Below are 21248 nucleotides of genomic sequence, written 5' to 3'. Positions count from 1 at the left end.
AGAAAAGAGTTTTCAATCGTAAGTAGGATGAAATGTAGCTCTGTTAAATATATTCATCAATAAAAAGCGACTACCCATAAAGTGAATAGTCGCTTTTAAACTATTGAGATTCTACTTCTTTTTGTTTCCAGTAATATTCACTAAATATATCGGCAAAGGCATCTGTGCTATTATCAAGTTCTTCACGGTTATTGTCGACACCACCGACTTCTAGGAGAATGGAGCGATCAGATAAGTCTTGGTTGTAGACACCATTACCTACTGAGTAATCTTTCTTTAAAACGCCTCTACTTAGGCCAGGATATTTTTTTTCCAGTTTTTTATTAAGATCTTCAGCCAGTTTTAAATTCTTTTCAAAATTCTTGCTCTCCTCACCAACAACAAAGAAGAGACGGGCATAACTCTTACCATTAATATCAATAGTAGTGACATCTTTTCTCTGCGAATCTCGATGAATATCAATAATATAAGTTAAGTTTTTATTACTAGCCAATGCCTCAGAAACGAAATCTCTTGCTCTTGTATAAGCATCATTATGCTGTAATCCTTGACTATGCAATGCTTCTGTCATATTTGTTCTGTTATGTTCAACACCGATACCCTCTGCATGCAAATCTTTTTGTAGCTTGGAACCGACTGAGATCACATTATACTTTTCATTATTACTTACAGCGTCGTCGGCTGTTTGTGCATCTTTTATAAATGGAAGGTAAGATTCATAACTATGTGAATGATAAATATACACATTTTTTTCTTTAGGTGACGTTGTTCCATCTTGCTCGTCATCTTTATTATCATCATCGTTTCCGATCGTCTCTTTGTCTTTTATTAATTTATCCATTGGTACGTTTGTTGACTCAATGGGTAAAGTTGTGTAGTCTGTCCCTTTTCCGGCGATGTGAATTTTACCATCGAAAAAGGAGAATAAAGGGAGCTCTCTACCTAGGAATGTTCGTGGATCCTCAGGTGTAATACTTGTTGCAAACTTAAAAGCAAGGTCAGAGATAGACACTTCTTCAATCGCATCCTCACTTATAAAACTTTGGTTAGCACTTTTTAATAAGTGAAGATAAATGGAATGCGATTGTGGTCCATTGATGACAGAGCTAGCAATATCAGAAGACATCTTTATTGTGACGAGTGCGACAGTACTTGCTAAAAAGATGCAAGCAATAGTAATGGAGAGAGCAGTAGTGTTAATAAATAGAAATAACTGATAGCCTTGTGATTTTTGCATATCATCCATCCTTTCTATTAAAATGCTTATGAAGAAAAAGAGAGAGATATGCTAAATTTAAGACTATCAATTTTGTCTTTATAAAAAGAACAACTAATTGTCGGTGAAAATAATAGAGACAAAGGGGACCTGAAATTTTGATCTGACACCTCCCACCCAAAGGGGGATAAAAAAGTGGGTGTATCTCACAGGTCGCTCAGCACGGAAAATGGATGAGCAAGTCACCCAGATCTGTAAAATGCTATAAACTCAAGTAATGTTATAGGGAATAGCTTAAGCGTGTGGTTAGTTACATATGTTGCATTAGGAGAGGAGTGTGTGATTCTAATTTTTATTTTATCTTAATTAGGTTAGGGGATAAAGAAAGGTTCAACAATCATAAAAAACCTCCCACAACAATCGAGTGGGAGGTTTTCTCATTATTTATCTTCTTTTAATTCTTTACCCATGCCTTTAAGGAAATGGACTCCGAAACCGATAGCACGATTAATATCAGGGTCATTTAATACTTTGGCCAATTGCATAATACCAATTTTCTTTTCTTCCTGTAGGAAGTTTTTCCCTTCGTCCATGCCTGATACTGCACTTTTAATGAGCTTTGTTGTTTGTTCAGGGTCAGCTTGCATAAGGGCACCGGTTGCACCCATTAATGTGTTAATCAAGTTTGTTACAGGTTCTTTTGTTACTTGACCAAGTGCTACTTTAGCAATTTGTTCTTTCCCTTTTAACATGGAATTGGCTGCATCAAGCATTCCTGCTTGTTGTAATTCGCCAATAAGAGCCATGATACTTTGTACTGCTTGATCATTTTCAGTGAGTAATGATTTTAATTCGTTAAGCTTTTGCTCTTGTTCAAGAGCTTCATTTCTCTCTCGATGAATTTCAGTAATAGGCGCTGCCATAATGAATCATCTCTCCAATCTTTATTGATCTGTTAAATGAACATAGCCTTCGCGATTCCATTTACGTTGAACTTCCACACCGTTTTGTGGATTACGTTTTTTATTACGCGGGTTCGTTTTTGGTAATGGTTTGTCGCCGGCTTTGTTATTTAAAATTTCCATACGTACTTTCGTTTGTTTATAAGCCGGTGTACGTGTTCGTTTATCATATAAAGGACCAGTTAAGAAGTTGATAGCAGAATCCTTATCAACTGAATTCATTGGTAAGTATAGTTCGTTTTTCTTCACTCGGTCTGTAATAAGGACATTCAATTTAACTGCACCAAATGGAGAGACAAGTCTTACTGTCGAGCCATCCGAAAGTTTTCTCTCTTTTGCTAGTTCTTCTGATACTTCCACAAATACATCTGGAACTTTTGCATTTAGACCTCTTGATTTATTGGTCATATTTCCTTCATGGAAGTGTTCAAGCATCCGGCCATTATTAATATGGAGATCATATTCCTCAGGGAAGAATGCAGGTTCTGCCCAATCAGATAAGGCGAAACGTGCTTTTTTATCTGGGAAGTTAAAGCCATCTTCATATAACAATGGTGTGCTTGCGCCATCAAGACTTCCCCATAAGAAGCTACCCCAACCTTCTAGTACATCATAGCTTGCTTGAGAGAAAAGTGGTGCAAGACTCGCCATTTCAGCAAAAATTTCACTAGGGTGAGTATATGTCCAATTTGCCCCTAGGCGATTAGCTACTTCTTGAATAATCCACCAGTCAGGTTTAGAGTCTCCTAATGTTGGTAATGCTTGGTACAATCTTTGTACACGACGTTCAGTATTTGTAAATGTACCTGTTTTCTCTAGCGATGGTGCGGCAGGCAAGATAACGTCAGCGTATTGAGCTGTGCGAGAGAAGAAGATATCTTGCACGACAAAGAAGTCAAGACTAGATAGTACTTTATCCACATGGTTCGCATCAGAATCAACGAGTGCCATATCTTCACCAACAAGGTACATGGCTTTCATTTCACCTTTTTCAATCGCTTGTAACATTTGAATATTATCTAAACCTGGTGTACCTGATATCTCTACTCCGTAAGCTTTCTCAAACTTCGCACGAGCGACATCATCTGTAATATGTTGATAACCTGGTAACCAAGTAGGTAGGGTACCCATATCACATGCACCTTGTACATTATTGTGCCCACGTAATGGATAAGCTCCGGCACCTGGGCGGCGATAGTTACCTGTTGCTAGTAAAAGATTAGAAATAGCTGCTGAAGTATCAGAACCACCAGTATTTTGCGTAACACCCATACCCCAAAGGATACAAGTACCGTCAGCATCACGAATCATTTCGGCAATTTCGATGATTTGTGATTGTGGTAAACCAGTCGTTTCTTCAGCATATGCTAACGTATATTTCTCTAAAACATCATTGAAATCTTCAAAGTAATTGACATTTTCCTTAATAAATTCGGCATCATGCCAACCTTGATCGATCATGTATTTAGTTACAGCCATTAACCAAACCTGGTCTGTTCCTTGTTTTGGACTAATGAATATATCAGAACGTTCGGCCATCTCGTTTTTACGCAAGTCTGCAACAATTAGTTTTTGGCCATGGTATTTATGCGCTCTTTTCACACGTGTAGCTAGAACCGGGTGACCTTCTGCTGGGTTTGCTCCGACAATAATGACAAGACCTGCTTCAGCAATATCTTTAATGGTTCCAGCGTCACCGCCCATACCTACCGTTCTGAATAGGCCATCAGTGGCTGGTGATTGACAATAACGAGAGCAGTTATCGATATTATTCGTTTCAAACACTTGTCTAGCTAACTTTTGTAATGAATAGCTATCTTCGTTTGTAATTTTTGAAGAAGAAATGAAGCCAATTGAATCTTTGCCGAATTCTTGTTTAATATTTCCTAGTTTACTTGCTACTAAGTCTAATGCCTCGTTCCAACTCGCTTCTACAAAGCGGCCTTCTTTTCTAATCAATGGTTTTGTAATTCTTTCTTCAGAATTAACAAAATCCCAACCGAATTTACCTTTCACACAAGTAGAAATCGCATTTACTGGCGCATCATGACTCGGTTGCACTTTCAAAATTTCACGGTCTTTTGTCCAAACTTCAAATGAACAACCTACACCACAGAAAGTACAAACGGTTTTCGTTTTTTCGATTCTTTCTTCACGCATCGCAGCTTCTACTTCTGAAACAGCAAAAATTGTGCCATAGTTCGGTTCTACTTCTTTTACAAGGTCAATCATTGGCGTCATGATTTCATCATCAATTTTTGTCATGAATCCTGCATTACCGAGCATTGATTTTTCCATTAAGGCGTTACATGGACAAACCGTTACACATTGTCCGCATGAAACACATGAAGATTCATCAATGGATACACCTTGGTCCCAAATGACTCTTGGTCTTTCTCTTTCCCAATCAATGGAAAGCGTTTCATTTACTTGTAGACTTTGACAAATCTCTACACATTGTCCGCAAGCAATACATTGATTTGGGTCATAACGATAGAAAGGATGTGACATATCGACAGCTGTTTTATCTTCCTTAGGCGTATAAGGATACTTTTGATGCTCAATCTCTAATAATTCAGCTGTATTATGGACTTTACAGTTTCCGTTATTATTATCACAAACTGTACAATAGAGTAGATGGTTTTCTAAAATACGATCCATCGCTTCTGTTTGTGCCTCTTTGGCACGGTTTGAGCTTAAGCTAACACTCATTCCACTTTCTGCTACAGTCGAACAAGAGCGCATAAGCTGCCCATTTACTTCTACAATACATGTGTCACATGTTTGTATCGGGTCTACCTCAGGTAAATAACAAATCTGTGGATGTTCAATTTGGTTTTGATTAATGATTTGGAGAATGGTTTGCCCCTCATGCCCCTCATATTCCACACCATTAATTGTAATGTTTACATTGGAAGTCAATTTTGTTTCCCCCTTACACTTGATCAAACAAAGGTTTAAAGAGAATAAAGTGAGTGTTTCTGCTTAAACCAATAAAAAAACCACCATGTACTATACCGCTTACAAAAAGCGAGCATAATCCATGGTGGAATAGTTAAATAACAACGCTTGCTATTAGACCAATCCATACCATTTTTAGTATGTAGAAAGTACCATTGATAGAGAGACAACATGAAAATATTACCCCTCCAACAATTCCACTAGCTATTATAGCGCTAAAAATTAAATTTAACAATAATGAATTTAATCTTATAACGATTACAAGTTTAATAGGGTAATTTTGGTAAAGTGAAAGAGTGATACAATCATAGGGCAAATTTTTTCTATTCAACAGCCCCTTTCATTTTTTAAAAGCTTGTACTATGATTATACAATTGAGACAGAATCTTATATAAAGGGGTAAAGAAGATGTCAAAAATGGTGCATGAGTTTAATGATATCATTCGTAAATTAAGGAAAGACTTATTTGGTAAGGGGCCGGAGAAAATACATACAGTATTTGTAGAGAATATGGCCGTTTCGACTTTATACGGTAATCTTACACCAACAGAACAATTTATTTCTCGTACAGAAGGTGGCAAAGAAATGGTACATTCAGCAAGAACAAAAATGATTCAAGATGTATATGCTGAAGGTACACCTGAGGGAATGGAAGAACTAGTCGGTGCGAAGCTGTTACATTTATTTTCTGATATTAAAGTGGAAGAGAATATGGCGATATCTGTATTTGTATTCGATAAAAATATCATAGATTCATAGAAAGAGGTGAAAAGATGAAGCAAGTGGAAACGAGTCGTAAAATTATACGAGTGACTGGCAATAAAGTTGAAAAGGTAGAAGACACCATTGTTACCGAATATGCTGTAACGGTTAAGCTGAATGGAGAAGAGCTCGTCACTATGGTATGTACACCAGAATATATTGAGGACATGGTTATAGGCTACCTTGCATCAGAAGGTATCATAAAATCTTACGAGCATATTAAAGAGATATGGGTACAAGAAAAGGAAGGGTTCGTTCATGTAACAACCGATCGTACCAATCCTTATATACAAAACTTCCAAAATAAAAGATATATTACTTCTTGTTGTGGCATGAGTAGACAAGGATTTGTTTTTGTTAATGATGCATTAACAGCTAAGAAAATGAAAGGTGTTAACATCCGATTAACTGTCAATGAATGTAATCAGTTAATGGAACAATTACAAGCTTCTGCGACTACATTTAAACAAACAGGTGGTGTTCATAGCGCTGCGCTTTGTGACAAAGACGGGATGATATTGAGCAGAATGGATATTGGTAGGCATAATGCTCTTGATAAGATATATGGGTACAGTTTAAGAGAGGGCATCAGCATGAAAGGTAAGATCATTGTTTTCACAGGCAGAATCTCTTCGGAAATTCTTTTAAAAGTAGCGAAAATTGGTTGTGAAATGATTCTCTCAAAATCTGCACCAACAGAGTTTGCTTTGCAGTCAGCCGAGGAATTAGGCATTACCACTGTTGGATTTATTCGTAATGGCAACATGAATATCTATACTTATCCTGAACGAATCCTCTTATAAAAAATACTTCGCTACACGAAAAAAATAAAAATAGTCTAGTAAAATTTTTTGTTTTTTGGTAGCATATAGTTTGCAATGAGTAAATGGATATAAGGCAAGTACTGTTTTATTTCTTTTTACAAACAATATAAATATGATGACTGATACTTCTGTAGGGGATTGCAGAAGGGTTAGGCAGCATTCTTTGAAATCCTTTACAAAAGTACGGGATGACTGAGTGCTGCCTTTTTTATTTAGGGGGTAGTTAGAATGGGATTTAGTAAACCGCAAGAAATTATGGAACAAACGATTGCAACAGGTGTTGCAAAAACGAAAACACCACTTTTGTCGCTGTTGGTTTTAGGCTTTTTAGGTGGTGCATTTATTGCATTAGGATTCTTATTAGACATTCGTGTAATTGGGAATTTACCAGAAGAGTGGGGAAGTTTCGGATCGTTTTTAGGTGCAGCTGTTTTCCCTTTAGGCCTTGTATTAGTAGTATTGGCTGGGGCTGAATTGATTACAGGTAATATGATGTCAGTTGCGAGTGCTTTGTTCTCAAAGAGAATTAGTCTTGGGCAATTATTGAATAATTGGTTTTGGGTGTTATTATCCAATTTTGTAGGTGCGCTGTTTGTTGCCTATTTCTTTGGACATGTCGTTGGTTTAACAGAGACAGGTCCATATCTTGATAAAACAGTAGCGATTGCTGGTGCAAAAATTGATGATACATTCTTACAAACATTTGTTTCAGCGATTGGTTGTAATTGGCTCGTATGTTTAGCTGTTTGGTTAGCTTATGGTGCTCATGATTTTGCAGGAAAAATTTTAGCTATTTGGTTCCCAGTTATGGCCTTTGTTGCAATTGGATTCCAGCACGTTGTTGCCAACATGTTCGTTATTCCAGCTGCGATTTTTGCAGGTTCGTTTACTTGGTTAGATTTCATTGGCAATATCATACCTGCCTTTTTAGGTAATGTAGTTGGTGGGGCTGTCTTTGTTGGCCTAGCTTATTTTATCTCCTATAAACCAAAAAATGAAACAAATGCTCAGTTGAAAAAAGCTTCATAATAGAAACATATTCATCATAGCTTACATAAAATAATCTATTAGAGATATTGGATGTGAGCAGATGCAACAATATTATTGTGATTATTGTAAAACCATATATAAAGAACAAGGGGTTTGCCGTGTTTGTGGTCAAATCATTGATAAAACGATTATTATTGATGTGCATAAGCAAAGCAATAAATGAGTCAATGTAATTGGTAAAGTTTGCGTAATGCCAAAAGAGCCATATTAAGATATGATAAAAGGGCACAGCAACTCCTTCAAAACACATCTTTCAAAGCCGAATGAGATAACTCATTCGGCTTTTTTTTATGAAAAATGAACGGGAAAGATTAAAAACCAAACAATGCATAAATATCCTTATTAAGGAAAAAATACCCGTACCTAGACAGAAAGGGAGTTCCTTATGCCAGCAATTTTATCTATCTCAGAAGTACCCCCACCAAATGAAATTACCCAAAATGAAGTGGTAGCATTTGCTCGCCACTTATTTGGGCAATCTTTCAAAGATATTGATCGTTTATTAAAAGTATTCCAAAATGGCCAAATTGAAAAACGTCATTTTGCCAAAGAACTAGATTGGTTTAAAGAGGACCATAGCTTTGCTGATAAAAATAATGCCTTTATTGAAACGGGAGTAAAACTTGGGTGTGAGGCGATTGAAAAATGTTTAACAACGAGGGAATTTCTTAGTCAACCGATTAAGTATCAAGAGATAGATGCGATTTTTACGATTACTAGTTCCGGTTTAGCTACACCATCACTTGAGGCAAGAATAATGAATCTATTACCCTTTTCTGAACAAACAAAAAGAATCCCAATCTGGGGATTAGGTTGTGCAGGTGGTGCATCGGGTTTATCGAGGGCTTATGAATATTGCTTAGCTTATCCAAAAGCAAAAGTTTTAGTATTAACCATTGAATTATGCAGTTTGACCTTTCAAAGAAATGATCGCTCTAAGAGTAATCTTGTAGGGACATCTTTATTTGCTGATGGTGTTGCCTGTGCATTAATCGCTGGTGATGAGAGTGATTATAGAAAATATCAGAAATTTCCAGTAATCCCCCATATTTACGGGACACAATCAACGACCAAAAAAGATTCACTTGATGTAATGGGTTGGGATGTGAAGGACGATGGTTTGTATGTCATATTCTCAAGAGATATTCCTACGATTATTGAAGGCTGGCTGAAGCCAAATGTACAGAAATTCTTAAATCAATTCTCATTACAGATTTCCGATTTGCAACATTTTATTGCACATCCAGGTGGGAAAAAAGTGATTGATGCTTATCAAGTGTCTTTACAAATTCCTGCTGAGATGACCGCCATTTCACTAGATGTTCTAAGGGAATTCGGTAATATGTCCTCCAGCACAATATTGTACGTCTTACGAAGATTTCTTCTACATGGAAAAAAGGATGATATAGGCTTGGCAACAGCCTTAGGACCGGGTTTTAGCTCAGAATTGCTTTTATTAAAATGGAGGTGAATTGAATGTTTTTTTATTTTCTTCTATTTGTCATCATCCAACGATGTATCGAATTAATCATTGCAAAATACAATGAGGATTGGATGAAAAAAAGAGGTGGGATTGAATTTGGTCAAAGTCATTACCCGCTGATGGTTATGGTACATAGTTTGTTTTTTATTGTTCTTACAGTTGAGGTAGTTGTATTCGAAAAAGGATTATCTTCTTATTGGTACTATTTGTTGCCGCTATTTATACTCACACAAGGAGTAAGAATATGGGCGTTATCTTCGTTAGGGAGATTTTGGAATACTAAAATTATTGTTTTGCCTAACGCGAAAGTGGTAACCAAAGGACCATACCGTTGGCTAAAACACCCGAATTATCTAGTCGTTGCTATGGAGTTTTTGATTTTGCCACTATTGTTTCAAGCTTATTACACTGCACTCGTCTTTACTTTGTTAAACTTCTTTATTTTAGCTATTCGGATTCCAGCAGAGGAAGAGGCATTGAAAGCATTAACGAAATATGAAGAAGCATTTCCATTGAAGAGAGATGAAGAAATAGGAAAAATATGAAAAAAGTATTTTTTTAGTATTGAAAATCATTCTCGATTATGATAAATTATTAATTGAAGATGATATTTATTCTCAATTAATGAAAGGCGTGATACATTTGACAGCTCTTTTTGTGATTGGCACTGTCGCTGTATATGGTGCAGTAATGAAATATGTGTTGAATGGTGTTACTAAGCCAGAAGCAAAATCTTAAAATAGCGTTTACCCCTTTATTACATATTGGAAGAAGCCTTAGTGAGTGAGGCTTCTTCTTTTTTTTGGTGAAAATACCAATTTTCATAACGAAAGGTTCACTTTACCCCATATTTATAATATATTAATACCTATATAGGAAAAAAGCTTGCGCAATTATAATAGTAGTAAATTGATGTGACAAGGGGATTAATTATGGTTCAAACAGTGGGTAAACAACTTAGTCAAAATGAATTAATTGAAAGAATAGCAGCATTATCATTGTTTTTTGAACAAAATGGAGATAATGTTTCTGCTTCTAGAGCAAGAGACCTCGTCTATAAATTACGAGATTCACAATACGCGATTGCATTTTGTGGACATTTCTCTGCGGGTAAGTCGAGTATGATCAATCAAATTGTGGGAGAAAACTTACTGCCATCCAGCCCAATCCCAACGAGTGCAAATTTAGTTAAAGTGATGTCTGGAGAGGACTATGCAAAGGTTTATCTAAAAGAAGGGATGCCAAAGCTCTATCCTGCACCTTACGATTATGAAAAGATTAAAAAGTATAGTAAAGATGGCGACCTCATTCATACTGTAGAAATTAGCCATTCGGATACAAATTTGCCAAAAGATACGGTTATTATGGATACACCAGGAATTGATTCGACAGATGATGCCCATAGAATTGCTACTGAGTCGGCTTTACATTTAGCTGATATGGTCTTTTATGTGATGGATTATAATCATGTTCAATCAGAACTCAATTTCTTATTCACTAAAGACTTAACAGCAGCAGGTAAACAAGTATACTTAATTATCAATCAAATAGATAAACATCGAGAAGAAGAATTAAGTTTTCAACATTTTACTGAAAGTGTAAAGGATTCTTTCGCCTCGTGGGGCGTTCATCCTGAAAGAATCTTCTATACATCGCTGAAGAAACCAGCGTTACAACATAATGATTTTTCTGCTCTGCAGAAATTTATCTATGAACAAATTGGCCAAAAAGATACGCTCTTACCACAATCTGTTTTTCACTCATTACAAAAGTTAACTGAAGAACACTTTGTCTACTTAGAAGAAAAAGACGCTCATGAAATAGCAGCAAATGAGGAAGTTTTAGCAAATCTACCTGAAGATGAACGAGCGCTCGTATTTGAGAAGATTGAAAAATTAAAGTTATCGAAACAAACTTTGCAGCAAAAAAAATATCAGGCTGAACTTGATTTGAATCATGAGATGGAAGATATCTTAAATAATGCTTATTTAATGCCGTTTCAAACGAGAGAATTAGCTGAGAACTATTTAGAATCGATGCAACCTGGCTTTAAAGTTGGACTATTATTTGCAAAGGCTAAAACTGAACAAGAACGAAGTACAAGGCTACATCTTTTATCTGATGATTTAAAGGAAAAAGTCCAATCTCAAATTGAATGGCATGTGAAAGAGTTATTCCTAAAAAAATTAAAAGAAGATCAAATTCACAATAATGATTTACAGGCACAAGCTCAAAACATTAAAATCACTCTACCAGAAAGCCTGTTAACGGCAGCAATTAAAGAAGGGGCTAGGCTGTCAGGTGATTATGTTTTGCAATATACAAAGGATGTATCTGATGCTGTAAAAAAAGAAACGAAGAAACAAATAATCAACTGGAAAGAGTTGTACTTGAATGAGGTAGAAGAGTTAGCTAATGAAAAAATCCTTGAGATGAAAGAGGAATGGGATGCTCATGCTCGTTTCGGTGAGGCCCTTACTACACTACAGTCAATTAAAGCAAAACAAACAGAGCAAAAAGTAGAAATCAAGAAATTATTGGCAGGAGAACTAGACCATAAAAAAGTGTCAACTTCCGTACAAGAATTAATGAGACCTAAGGATGAAGAGGTCCAAATTATTCGCGAAGGTGAAGAAGAGTTTGTTGATGATAAACAAGTAGCAAGTAGCCATTCAAATGTTGAAAAAGAAATAAACGAAGAAAATAATCATGAAGCTGATATCGAGACTTTGATTAGTAAGCTCGAGCATACCGCAAAAGAGTTACGAGATATCCCAGGTTTTCAAAAAATCTCAGCAGAGCTAGTCGAGAAAGCTGACCGACTGCAATCACGTAGTTTCACTGTCGCTTTGTTTGGTGCCTTTAGTGCTGGAAAATCTTCTTTTGCCAACGCATTAATTGGTGAAAAGATTTTACCTGTATCGCCAAATCCCACAACTGCTGCCATTAATAAAATTATGCCTGTTACTCCTGAGTACCCTCATGGTACGGTTAAGGTATTTGTGAAAAGTGAAAAAGTTATGTTTGCAGATATTAATCGCTCACTACAAGTCTTTGATCAACAGGCGAAATCATTTACTGAAGCTATCGGGAAGATTGATGTGATTTTAAAAGAACATCACGATTTTGATGCCCATGAAAAAACGCATTTTGCCTTTCTTGCGGCCTTTGCCAAAGGTTATCATAATTTCCAAGAAAAACTTGGTAAAGAAGTAATCACAGACCTCACAGAGTTAGCTGATTATGTTGCTAAAGAAGAAAAATCATGTTTTGTTGAGATGATTGAAGTATTTTATCAATGTGAATTGACTGACAGAGGAATTACACTAGTTGATACTCCAGGAGCGGATTCCATCAACGCACGTCATACAGGAGTAGCTTTTGACTATATTAAAAACTCAGATGCCATTCTATTCGTGACGTACTATAATCATGCTTTCTCTAAAGCCGATCGTGAGTTTCTCATACAGTTGGGCCGGGTTAAAGATGCATTTGAACTTGATAAAATGTTTTTTGTTGTCAACGCCATTGACCTGGCAAGTGATGAAGAAGAGAAAAATGATGTCTTGCAATATGTTCATGATCAGCTCATTCAATACGGTATTAGAAGACCAACATTACACGGGTTATCGAGTTTACAGGCATTATTCGAAAAACAATCAGGTGATGAACATTCTTCTGGTATGAAGGGGTTTGAGGAAAGCTTTTATCGATTTATTAATCACGATTTGATGTCACTCTCATTATCTGCTGCTGAACTTGAGTGGAATCGAGTAATGAACCAATTGCGTTCATTTATTGAATCTTCTAAAGAAAGTAAAGAGGCAAAGTTAGCAAAAAGAGAACTCTTGACGAATGAACTAGCGAATATTAAAGAAGTAATTGCTAAAGACGACCTTGATTTGTTAACTCAAGCTTTAAATCAAGAAGCGGAGGAACTAGTGTTTTATATTAAACAACGAGTATTCTTACGATTTAATGATTTCTTAAAAGAATCTTTTAATCCAGGACAATTAAAAGAGGATGGCCGTGATATGAAAAAAGCACTCCAAGTAGCCTTAGAGGACTTTTTACAAAGCTTCGGATATGACTTTGCCCAAGAGTTGCGAGCGACGACCATTCGTCTAGAAGTATATATAGGAAAGTTATTACAACAAACATATGAGAAACGAAGCAACCAAGTAAACCAAATGAATCGCGATGTCACCTTTAGTCGTCCAGAAAATCCTTCTTTTGAAGGGGTGAATTTTGAGTCTGCTTTCAGTAAGGTGGATCGCACTACATTTAAAAAAGCAATGAGTTATTTTAAAAACCCTAAAAACTTCTTTGAGAAGAATGAAAGAAAATTACTAGCAGAGAGTCTTGAGGAAAGCTTGCAAGAACCAACAGATATATATTTACATGAAGCATCTAAACAACTCAAAGATTATTATGATGAAAAACTTTCAGCTGTTTATCATCAACTACTGTCTGATTTAACGACCGAAACAGAAGAGTATTATAAAGGATTGTTAGCAACATTATCTCAAGACTTCCCAATTGAACAGCTAATTGCAACAGAAGAACGTCTGAGGGCCTATTAAGGCATTGGAGGTGGCATGTTTGAAGGATATGAATACCTTTCATGTATGTGCAACTTGCGTAAACTTCTTAGCCATTAAAAAAGAAAATGGAATGAGTTATTTTTGTGAACGTTTAGGTTATGAAACAAAGCCTAATTACAAGTTTAACTGCTGGGAGCCTAAGGAACATGTGAAAAGACTAATCGAAAAAAGAAAGGGTGAAGGGGATGAACAGCTTAGTTAACGTAGAATGGCTCTTCCAACATCTAAAAGATGTGAGAGTGATTGATTGTAGATTTAATCTTGCTAAGCCTGAAGAAGGAATCGAGCAGTATCGCATCGGTCACATTCCTGGCGCTGTCTATTATCACCTTGAACAAGATTTATCATCAAAAGTAGAAAAGCATGGCGGCAGACACCCACTGCCTTTAGCAGAGCAATTTGTCCAGAAGGCAGAAGCAGTCGGATTAACAAATGACACAAAGATTGTCGTTTATGACAATGGGGAAGGATCTTTTGCCGCTCGTTGTTGGTGGCTGTTTCATTATTTTGGTCATGAACAAGTATATATTTTAGATGGCGGCTATAACGAATGGCTAGCTTCAGATTATCCAACTGAAAGCAACGTTCAGGCGTTTGAACACGGTCATTTTACAGTAAATATTCATTCTGATATGGTTGCCGATTACAAACAAGTAAAAGAAGCTGTTGAGTATCCGAATAATGAAGTGGTGTTAATTGATTCGAGAGAAGAAAAGAGATATCTGGGTTTGATTGAACCGATTGATAAGAAAGCAGGTCATATACCTGGAGCAATCAATAAAGTTTGGCTGGACACTCTAAGTAACGGCAAGTTTAAATCAATCGATGAGCAAAAGCAACGTTTTTCAGAAATGGAGAAAGATCAGCCTATTATTGTTTATTGTGGTTCAGGAATTACGGCCTCTCCCAATTATTTAGCATTAAAAGAAGCAGGATACAAAAATGTAAAACTCTATCCTGGTAGCTTTAGTGACTGGATTTCTTATGAAGAGCATCCGGTTGCTACGAAAATGAAATAATTACTATAGGGAAATCCGATCATCTTTGTCACCTTAACTGGTTGCGATGACAACGGATTTTCTCTTTTTTTGCAGAAATACGTTACAAAGCGCAGGCAATACACGTTTTATATCTATGTTATAATAATGATACTTGAGATGGAGGAGGAACAACTTTGAACGAAGATCAACAACTACAAAACCCGCGATTCCTTCTTGTAGATGGGATGGCTTTATTATTTCGAGCATATTTTGCAACAGCTGTTACTGGTCAATTTATGTATAATTCCAAAGGAACGCCAACGAATGGCATATATGGATTTATGAAACATTTCTTAATGGGTGTGAACCATTTTAACCCTAGCCACGTGGCAGTTTGTTGGGATATGGGCAGTAAAACATTCAGAACAGATATGTATAACGGGTATAAATCAAACCGACCAGAAGCACCGATTGAATTGGTCCCACAATTTGAGCTGGCGAAAGATATGGTAGCGAGCTTTGATATTCCAAATATCGGCGTGACGGGTTATGAAGCAGATGATTGTATTGGCACGCTTTCACAGGCTTTAAAAGAAGAAGCGGAGGTCGTGATCCTAACAGGGGATCGTGATATTTTACAAGTATTAGATAAGAATGTATCGGTTGCCCTTTTAAAAAAGGGGATGGGTAATTATGAAGTCCATACACCAGATAGCTTTTATGAAGAGAAAGGGATACAACCAAAGCAGTTAATCGATTTAAAAGCATTTATGGGTGACCCAAGCGATAATTATCCTGGAGTAAAGGGAATTGGTGAGAAAACCGCACTAAAACTCTTACAAACATACGAGCATATAGAAGGCGTATTAGAGAATATTGAAGCACTAACAAAAGGGCAAAAAACTAAAATTGAGCAAGATTTGGACATGCTACATTTAAGCAGACAATTAGCAGAAATTAAATGTGATGTTCCTGTTGAATGTACTTTATTAGAAGCTGAATGGAAATATAATCTAAATAAAGTTAATCAGAAGCTTGAAGAAATTGAACTAAGAGGTATTGCTAAATTACTGCGTCAACCTGCAGTTATATAACATTTAAGCCATTGGGAATAATTCATTCCTGATGGCTCTTTTTTACGTTTTCTTCCAACAAAACTTTTCATTCATCGCATAATGCTCTTCCTCACAATAAATTTACCAAAATTATTATAGCAAGTATTTAAGAAACTGACACAAAATGTAAGATAGATCATTTAGTTAAGGGAGACGTTATGATGAATTATAATGCTGGTGATATTGTTTATGTTTTTTACCGTAATCCGCATACACAAGATGTAGCTAATATTCAGGCTGCGGCGGTCGTCAATCATCCAGAACAACCAGGTGAGTTGGCATTGTTTTTATATGAAAATTTTTATCCACTAACAGAGGATGTGGCTGTTTTCTCAAATGAGGAAGAAGCATATGAAACATATGGGAACTATTTTAATGATACCCTTCAAGGAGGGATAGGCGATTGAAGCCATTTGAGCCAAAACTTGTTTATTTTGAACCGAAAGCTCTGGATTATCCACTTGGCCAACAATTAAAGAAGCGGTTTGAAAATACTGATGTAGAAATAAGGTATACAACTTCCCATAATCAAGTCAGAAATATACCAGGGGATAATGATTTTCAAAAGTATCGTGTCGCTAAATCTACGTTAGTTGTTGGTATAAGGAAAACGTTAAAGTTTGATACATCAAAGCCTTCAGCAGAATATGCAATTCCATTCGCGACTGGATGTATGGGACATTGCCATTATTGTTATCTACAAACAACAATGGGAAGTAAACCTTATATTCGCACATATGTAAATGTAGACGAGATTCTAACTGCTGCTGATGAATATATGGCGGAAAGAGCACCAGAAATAACAAGATTTGAAGCATCGTGTACATCTGATATTGTGGGCATTGATCATATTACTCACACATTAAAAAGAGCGATTGAACATTTTGGACAATCAGAATATGGTAAATTGCGATTTGTGACAAAGTTTCATCATGTCGATCATTTATTAGATGCGAACCATAATGGTAAAACACGTTTTCGTTTTAGTGTGAATGCTGACTATGTAATAAAGTTTTTTGAACCTGGAACATCAAGACTGAAAGATCGTATCGAAGCAGCTGGCAAAGTGGCGAGAGCTGGTTATCCACTCGGGTTTATTGTGGCACCTATTTATTTACATGACGGTTGGCAACAAGGTTATTATGAAATGTTTGAACGGTTAGCAGATGAGTTGCCGAATGAAGCAAAAAAAGATTTAACTTTTGAATTTATTCAACATCGTTTTACTAAGCCAGCGAAAAGAGTCATTGAAAAAAACTACCCAATGACAAAACTTGAACTAGATGAAGAAAAAAGACGATATAAATGGGGAAGGTATGGGATTGGAAAATATGTTTATAAAAAAGAAGAAGAGGAAGATATAAAAGAAACACTCTATCAAAATATGGTAAAATTCTTTCCTGAAGCAAAGTTAGAATACTTCACTTAATATTGTAGAAACTTGTCGGAAAATAAGCTAAAATATAGGTATTGAGTAGGAGAAAAAGAGGGGACTGGCGCGACCATTGAAATCGTTAGAAGAATATTTATGCCATTTAGAAGGTAAAGGATTTCAGCTTGAAGAAGATAGTATAGGCTTTATATACTTCGGTAAACATTACACAAATGCACCAGATGAATTAGTAAATACAGCAATAGAGATGACATTAAAGGCGCAAAAATCATTTGATGGCAGTTTTTATTTATCACTGTTAGAGCGTTTTATGGGAAATAATATTCCAAACCGCAAAGAAGCAATTAACTATATGAAAACCAGTTTGCATATATCGATTTAAAACATAAAAAATGAACAAGCGGTGATGCGAAGGCTTGTTCATTTTTTTGTGATTGAATTTTCAGTAGGCAGGTCAGTAAATCGATTTTTTTGCGGCCACTCAGCTAATATCATACCGAGTAGAATGAATAGGCAACCAAATATGGCAATGATCGATAAACGATCTCCAGCAAAGATAAAGCCTGTAAATGCAGCGAAAACAGGCTCCATTGCAAATATAACAGCAACTCTTGTTGGTGAGGTAAACTGCTGGAAATGTGTTTGTGCTAAAAAAGCCAGCCCGGTAGCAAAAATACTTGTAATGAGTAAAGCGAAGATAACCTCTTGCCTGAATAATAATTCACTATCATAAGACCACCCCTCATAGAATAAGGCTGCAATAATAGAGAGTAAACCGACAGTTGTTACTTGTATAATCGTTAAAATAATGGCTGAATGAGCCTGGGCAAATAGATTTGTTAATATGATATGCAAAGCAAAACCTAATGCACAGATGAATACAAAACCATCACCTTTATTAAAAGGAGAGATATCTTGTACTGTTAGTAAGTAAAGTCCCACTGTAGCGACAAATACGCCAATAAAAGCATAACGAGTAATCTTTATGTTTAATATAAAAAGCGATAATATAGGTACAAGAATGACACTCAAACCTGTAATGAAGCCAGCTTTACTAGAAGAAGTATAATGAAGTCCAATGGTCTGAAATGTATAAGCGATAAAGAGACACAAACCTAATAAGATACCTGCCATTAGTGTACGTTTAGTTAGTTTTTGCCACTGCTTCCTATAAAAAATAATCGCTATTATTGTTAAGAAAAATGCAGCAATAAGAAAGCGGATACCATTAAAAGAAAAGGCGCTAAGAGATTGGAGAGCGTTTTGTACAAGAACAAAAGTAGATCCCCAAATGAAGGCAACAAGTAGAAGAGAGAGGTCTGCTAATTTAGTTGACTGCCACATTATTTTTTGTTTTTCCGAATGGCTGCTCTTGCCAATTCGTCCGCAGCTTTATTTTGCACACTTGGGATCCACTTCATAAAGAAAAGATCGAACTGCTTACTTAATTCAAGCGCCTCATCAAGAAGGGGAGCAAACTTTTTATTACGGGCAAATTCTTTTTCAATACTCGCATTGACAACTTGTGAATCAGTGCGAAAGGAAACGGTTCGATAATTATTATCTAAGCAAATTCTTAATGCTAAAATCAAAGCGTGAAACTCCGCTTCATGGTTCTCCATTTCTCCAAGTGGAATACTATGCCTCTCTACATTTCCGTTCACTTTTATAAATATACCTGCACCACTGGGGCCAGGATTACCAGCACTTGCACCGTCTATATATACTTCAATCAATGCAAATCCTCCTTTTATGATAAAATAATGAAAGTTCTTTGTCATGTGATGAAGGAGAAACGTTCATAATAATCGTATAACAATGAAGAAATAATTTGCTACAGAAAGACATATGATGAAAAATACAAACTACAAGTAGTGTAGCATACAAGCAGCTTATTGTTGAATCATCATTTTATTAAAAGGCGTGTTAAAATAAATGAAATATCAATTGAATGCAGTGTATAAACTAAAAAATAATGAAAGCTATCTATTTACTTCCGAATGGTTAGATGGTGAGTCTGCCCTTGATATGGGAGAAGAGCTTTCCCATCATCCGAAATGGACAGAAATTAAGTGTTTTGATGAAAACGGTACATCTTGGACAATAAAAGAATTAAATAAGCTATTAGAAGAAGTAGAGGAAGAACCTCATGATTTAGTGATTTATTTTGATGGTGGCTTTCATAGCGAAACGAATACGTCAGGCTTAGGCGCCGTTATCTACTATCGACAAGGAAAGAAAAAGTACCGTATAAGAGCAAATGAGCGTTTTCACGAATTAGAATCAAATAATGAAGCGGAGTATGCTGCCCTTTTTTTTGCTCTTTCGCAATTAGAAGAATTAAATGTTAGTCGCCAGAGTTGTGAAGTAAGAGGAGATGCAAAAGGATTATTAATGCAATTAGCTGGCGAATGGCCCTGTTATGAGAAAGTGTTAAATGATTGGTTAGATCGGATTGAGGAAAAGGTAAGCCTATTATCATTAAATGTAACGTACACTCCTATTGTAAGAAAGGAAAATCAAGAAGCACATAAGTTAGCGACACAAAGTTTAAACGGGAAAAAAATCTATAGTAAAATGCAGTTATTATAGGAAGGAAGGTTTATTGTGGATGAGAAAAAGAAATTAGTAAAAGAAGTGGATCAAGTCATTGATTTTTATTGTGAGGATTGTTTTTTATATAAATATCATCGCAAAGAATATGGAAGAAACTTTGCCCACCGATTTTGTATAACCAAATGTACGGTGGGAGAAAAAATCCAAAATATTGGCAAAAATTTTACATAAATAAAAGGCTGGCAATTTTGCCAGCCTTGATTATATACAGATTAAAGTTTTACAACGTTAGCAGCTTGAGGTCCGCGGTTACCTTCAACGATTTCGAAAGAAACTTCTTGACCTTCTTCTAAAGATTTGAAGCCTTCGCCAGTGATAGCTGTGAAATGTACGAATACATCGTCTCCACCTTCAACTTCGATGAAACCGAAACCTTTTTCATTGTTAAACCATTTTACTTTACCGTTTTGCATGTGAACTTTTCCTCCTAAAACTTTGAAGGCTCCAAGCCTTCAGAAAAAATTTTCATCCAACATAAACATACTGCAATATTATCATGGAATATAGGAAATATATTCTGTTAAATGATGTATTAAATATACAATACTAATCGAATTCCGTCAAGAAATCTGAAAGTTTTTTCTTTAAAATATTGTAAAAATTTCAGTTTCTTCGCCAGGGTCTGGTATTGCACTCATATGATGGGGTAGAGAATGGGTATTTTAGAGATAGAAGTAGCTATTTTTTAAAAGATTATAAACTTCTTATGATTGGTTTGGGAAAGAATGATTAGGTTAGTTAAATATAATGTATTTGAGGATATAAGGAAGAAAGTGTCATAATTAATTGCAACATTCATATGATAGGTAAATCAATAAAAGAGGTGGCCATATGTATCGTTTTCGCATCGATGAGAAGGAGTGGATTTTGCGATTTTCTATTAATGTGGATGCTGATGATATAGAAAAGAATATTGTTTTTCAATCGATTGTTAAAATGGGACATGAAATTTTGCACTATAATCATGGGGATTCCTTTATTTTATTCGACAAAGATATCGGTGCGATTATTTTTTCCATTGAGACGATCCCTTCATATATCCTCACTGTTGCTAATATTATCAATGAAGTCGATTGGTTCCAAATAAAGAATGGAATTGTTTCGAGGAAAACAGATGAGCGCTAGTAGTATTTATTCTCTTATAAGAAAAATCTTGTTCCTAACATGGATAAACCGAACCTTATTTTGTTTTCGGTCAATGATAAAAATTGAGAAGCCCGCTATTTGCGGGTTTTTTTGTTTTGTCATGTTTACTTATTGACGGTTTTTTCACCATGAGTTA

Annotated in this window: 22 protein-coding genes; 16 read left to right on the top strand and 6 right to left on the bottom strand. The window is 35.9% G+C overall.

Annotation, left to right across the window (positions count from 1 at the left end):
* Positions 1-100 precede the first annotated feature (100 nt).
* The 3 genes from spoIIP to fdhF form a co-directional block, all read right to left on the bottom strand.
* The gene (spoIIP, locus tag MHH73_RS13885; RefSeq protein WP_341067551.1) at positions 101-1237 is read right to left on the bottom strand and encodes a stage II sporulation protein P; all 1137 of its coding nucleotides are present in this window, start codon (positions 1235-1237) and stop codon (positions 101-103) included.
* 419 nt (positions 1238-1656) lie between these two features.
* Positions 1657-2139, bottom strand: a complete 483-nt coding sequence (locus MHH73_RS13880; RefSeq protein ID WP_191810982.1) for a DUF1641 domain-containing protein — start codon at positions 2137-2139, stop codon at positions 1657-1659.
* A 21-nt stretch (positions 2140-2160) separates the two neighbouring features.
* Positions 2161-5100, bottom strand: a complete 2940-nt coding sequence (fdhF, locus tag MHH73_RS13875; protein ID WP_191810984.1) for a formate dehydrogenase subunit alpha — start codon at positions 5098-5100, stop codon at positions 2161-2163.
* A 447-nt stretch (positions 5101-5547) separates the two neighbouring features.
* Here fdhF and MHH73_RS13870 point away from each other — a divergent pair, with 447 nt between their 5' ends.
* The 13 genes from MHH73_RS13870 to MHH73_RS13810 all read left to right on the top strand — a co-directional run bounded on the left by MHH73_RS13870 (position 5548) and on the right by MHH73_RS13810 (position 17732).
* Positions 5548-5898 (top strand): DUF2294 domain-containing protein, encoded by a 351-nt coding sequence (locus tag MHH73_RS13870; RefSeq protein ID WP_191810986.1) that lies wholly within the window; start codon positions 5548-5550, stop codon positions 5896-5898.
* A gap of 14 nt (positions 5899-5912) precedes the next feature.
* The gene (gene fdhD / locus MHH73_RS13865) at positions 5913-6704 is read left to right on the top strand and encodes a formate dehydrogenase accessory sulfurtransferase FdhD (protein WP_341067546.1); all 792 of its coding nucleotides are present in this window, start codon (positions 5913-5915) and stop codon (positions 6702-6704) included.
* Positions 6705-6953: 249 nt separating this feature from the next.
* Positions 6954-7754 (top strand): formate/nitrite transporter family protein, encoded by an 801-nt coding sequence (locus tag MHH73_RS13860; RefSeq protein ID WP_191810990.1) that lies wholly within the window; start codon positions 6954-6956, stop codon positions 7752-7754.
* A 406-nt stretch (positions 7755-8160) separates the two neighbouring features.
* Positions 8161-9246: a type III polyketide synthase gene (locus MHH73_RS13855; RefSeq protein ID WP_191810992.1), complete on the top strand. Its 1086-nt coding sequence runs from the start codon at positions 8161-8163 to the stop codon at positions 9244-9246.
* A gap of 5 nt (positions 9247-9251) precedes the next feature.
* A complete protein-coding gene (locus MHH73_RS13850) occupies positions 9252-9803 on the top strand; it encodes an isoprenylcysteine carboxyl methyltransferase family protein (protein ID WP_341067542.1) in 552 nt (183 codons plus the stop codon).
* Positions 9804-9822: 19 nt separating this feature from the next.
* Entirely contained in the window at positions 9823-9996 is a 174-nt protein-coding gene (locus tag MHH73_RS13845; RefSeq protein ID WP_191810997.1) for a hypothetical protein, read from the top strand.
* A 194-nt stretch (positions 9997-10190) separates the two neighbouring features.
* Positions 10191-13841, top strand: coding sequence for a dynamin family protein (locus tag MHH73_RS13840; protein WP_341067539.1), 3651 nt, complete (start codon positions 10191-10193; stop codon positions 13839-13841).
* Between the two features lie 28 nt (positions 13842-13869).
* Positions 13870-14064 (top strand): hypothetical protein, encoded by a 195-nt coding sequence (locus MHH73_RS13835; RefSeq protein ID WP_341069773.1) that lies wholly within the window; start codon positions 13870-13872, stop codon positions 14062-14064.
* Complete coding sequence (locus tag MHH73_RS13830) at positions 14048-14881, top strand: sulfurtransferase (RefSeq protein WP_341067537.1); 834 nt, start codon at positions 14048-14050, stop codon at positions 14879-14881. The genes MHH73_RS13835 and MHH73_RS13830 overlap by 17 nt, the downstream gene beginning before the upstream one ends.
* Before the next feature lie 155 nt (positions 14882-15036).
* Positions 15037-15936, top strand: coding sequence for a 5'-3' exonuclease (locus MHH73_RS13825; protein WP_341067535.1), 900 nt, complete (start codon positions 15037-15039; stop codon positions 15934-15936).
* 182 nt (positions 15937-16118) lie between these two features.
* On the top strand, positions 16119-16364 hold the full coding sequence (locus tag MHH73_RS13820; protein WP_318245440.1) for a transcriptional regulator SplA domain-containing protein: 246 nt from the start codon (positions 16119-16121) through the stop codon (positions 16362-16364).
* Entirely contained in the window at positions 16361-17386 is a 1026-nt protein-coding gene (gene splB / locus MHH73_RS13815) for a spore photoproduct lyase (protein WP_191811005.1), read from the top strand. Before MHH73_RS13820 ends, splB begins: the two co-directional genes overlap by 4 nt.
* Positions 17387-17462: 76 nt before the next feature.
* The gene (locus MHH73_RS13810; protein ID WP_191811007.1) at positions 17463-17732 is read left to right on the top strand and encodes a DUF6123 family protein; all 270 of its coding nucleotides are present in this window, start codon (positions 17463-17465) and stop codon (positions 17730-17732) included.
* Positions 17733-17770: 38 nt separating this feature from the next.
* Here MHH73_RS13810 and MHH73_RS13805 read toward each other — a convergent pair whose 3' ends face one another.
* Together MHH73_RS13805 and MHH73_RS13800 are read right to left on the bottom strand one after the other, a co-directional pair.
* Positions 17771-18694, bottom strand: a complete 924-nt coding sequence (locus MHH73_RS13805) for a DMT family transporter (protein ID WP_341067532.1) — start codon at positions 18692-18694, stop codon at positions 17771-17773.
* Complete coding sequence (locus MHH73_RS13800; protein ID WP_341067529.1) at positions 18694-19086, bottom strand: reverse transcriptase-like protein; 393 nt, start codon at positions 19084-19086, stop codon at positions 18694-18696. Before MHH73_RS13800 ends, MHH73_RS13805 begins: the two co-directional genes overlap by 1 nt.
* A gap of 199 nt (positions 19087-19285) precedes the next feature.
* On the opposite strand from MHH73_RS13800, the gene MHH73_RS13795 reads away from it, so the two are divergent.
* Together MHH73_RS13795 and MHH73_RS13790 are read left to right on the top strand one after the other, a co-directional pair.
* Positions 19286-19942, top strand: coding sequence for a reverse transcriptase-like protein (locus tag MHH73_RS13795; RefSeq protein ID WP_341067526.1), 657 nt, complete (start codon positions 19286-19288; stop codon positions 19940-19942).
* A gap of 15 nt (positions 19943-19957) precedes the next feature.
* On the top strand, positions 19958-20137 hold the full coding sequence (locus MHH73_RS13790) for a zinc-finger domain-containing protein (protein ID WP_191811017.1): 180 nt from the start codon (positions 19958-19960) through the stop codon (positions 20135-20137).
* Between the two features lie 41 nt (positions 20138-20178).
* On the opposite strand, the gene cspD is transcribed toward MHH73_RS13790, so the two are convergent.
* On the bottom strand, positions 20179-20379 hold the full coding sequence (cspD, locus tag MHH73_RS13785; RefSeq protein ID WP_053476725.1) for a cold-shock protein CspD: 201 nt from the start codon (positions 20377-20379) through the stop codon (positions 20179-20181).
* Positions 20380-20797: 418 nt separating this feature from the next.
* On the opposite strand from cspD, the gene MHH73_RS13780 reads away from it, so the two are divergent.
* Entirely contained in the window at positions 20798-21091 is a 294-nt protein-coding gene (locus MHH73_RS13780; protein ID WP_341067523.1) for a hypothetical protein, read from the top strand.
* Positions 21092-21248: the final 157 nt, after the last annotated feature.

Source organism: Cytobacillus sp. FSL K6-0265 (assembly GCF_038003465.1).
In the GTDB taxonomy this organism is placed as follows: Bacteria; Bacillota; Bacilli; order Bacillales; family Cytobacillaceae; genus Cytobacillus; species Cytobacillus stercorigallinarum.
This window is presented reverse-complemented; position numbering and strand designations above follow the sequence as displayed.